The organism is Bacillus sp. Xin1, assembly GCF_013314535.1.
In the GTDB taxonomy this organism is placed as follows: domain Bacteria; phylum Bacillota; class Bacilli; order Bacillales; family Bacillaceae_G; genus Bacillus_A.
The window spans coordinates 1-321 of the sequence record NZ_JABUAE010000193.1 but is presented as its reverse complement, the minus strand read 5'-3'; the positions used below and the strand labels follow the sequence as shown (position 1 = coordinate 321).

The 321-nt window shown below is 38.9% G+C and carries 1 protein-coding gene; it reads left to right on the top strand.

Translation table 11 applies throughout. The annotated features are described in order from the left end of the window. A partial coding sequence (locus HRG09_RS28470) for a toprim domain-containing protein (protein WP_174104119.1) occupies positions 1 to 270 on the top strand: 270 nt, incomplete at its 5' end. Positions 271 to 321: the final 51 nt, after the last annotated feature.

The window sequence follows — 321 nt, the reverse complement described above, 5'->3', positions numbered from 1 at the left end:
ACAAAAGATGAAGGATTTCCCGTGAATCGGATTGTTCTAGCAGTAGATAATGATAAAGCGGGGAAAGAATTCACAGAAAAGATAGGGGCATTAACGATTAATCCACGTGTCCAAATGCATCTTCCATCACAGGAAAAAGATTGGAATGATGTACTGAAGGCAGTCATACAATCAACAGAAAAACAGCAACAATCTCATATACAATCGCAAGGACAGCAAAAGAAGCAAGTAGTATCAATACAGAGAAAGGAGATGGAACGAAGTGTCTAAATCAATTGAGCCATTAATACCAGTTGTGCCCTCTTCCAGCATAATACAGGT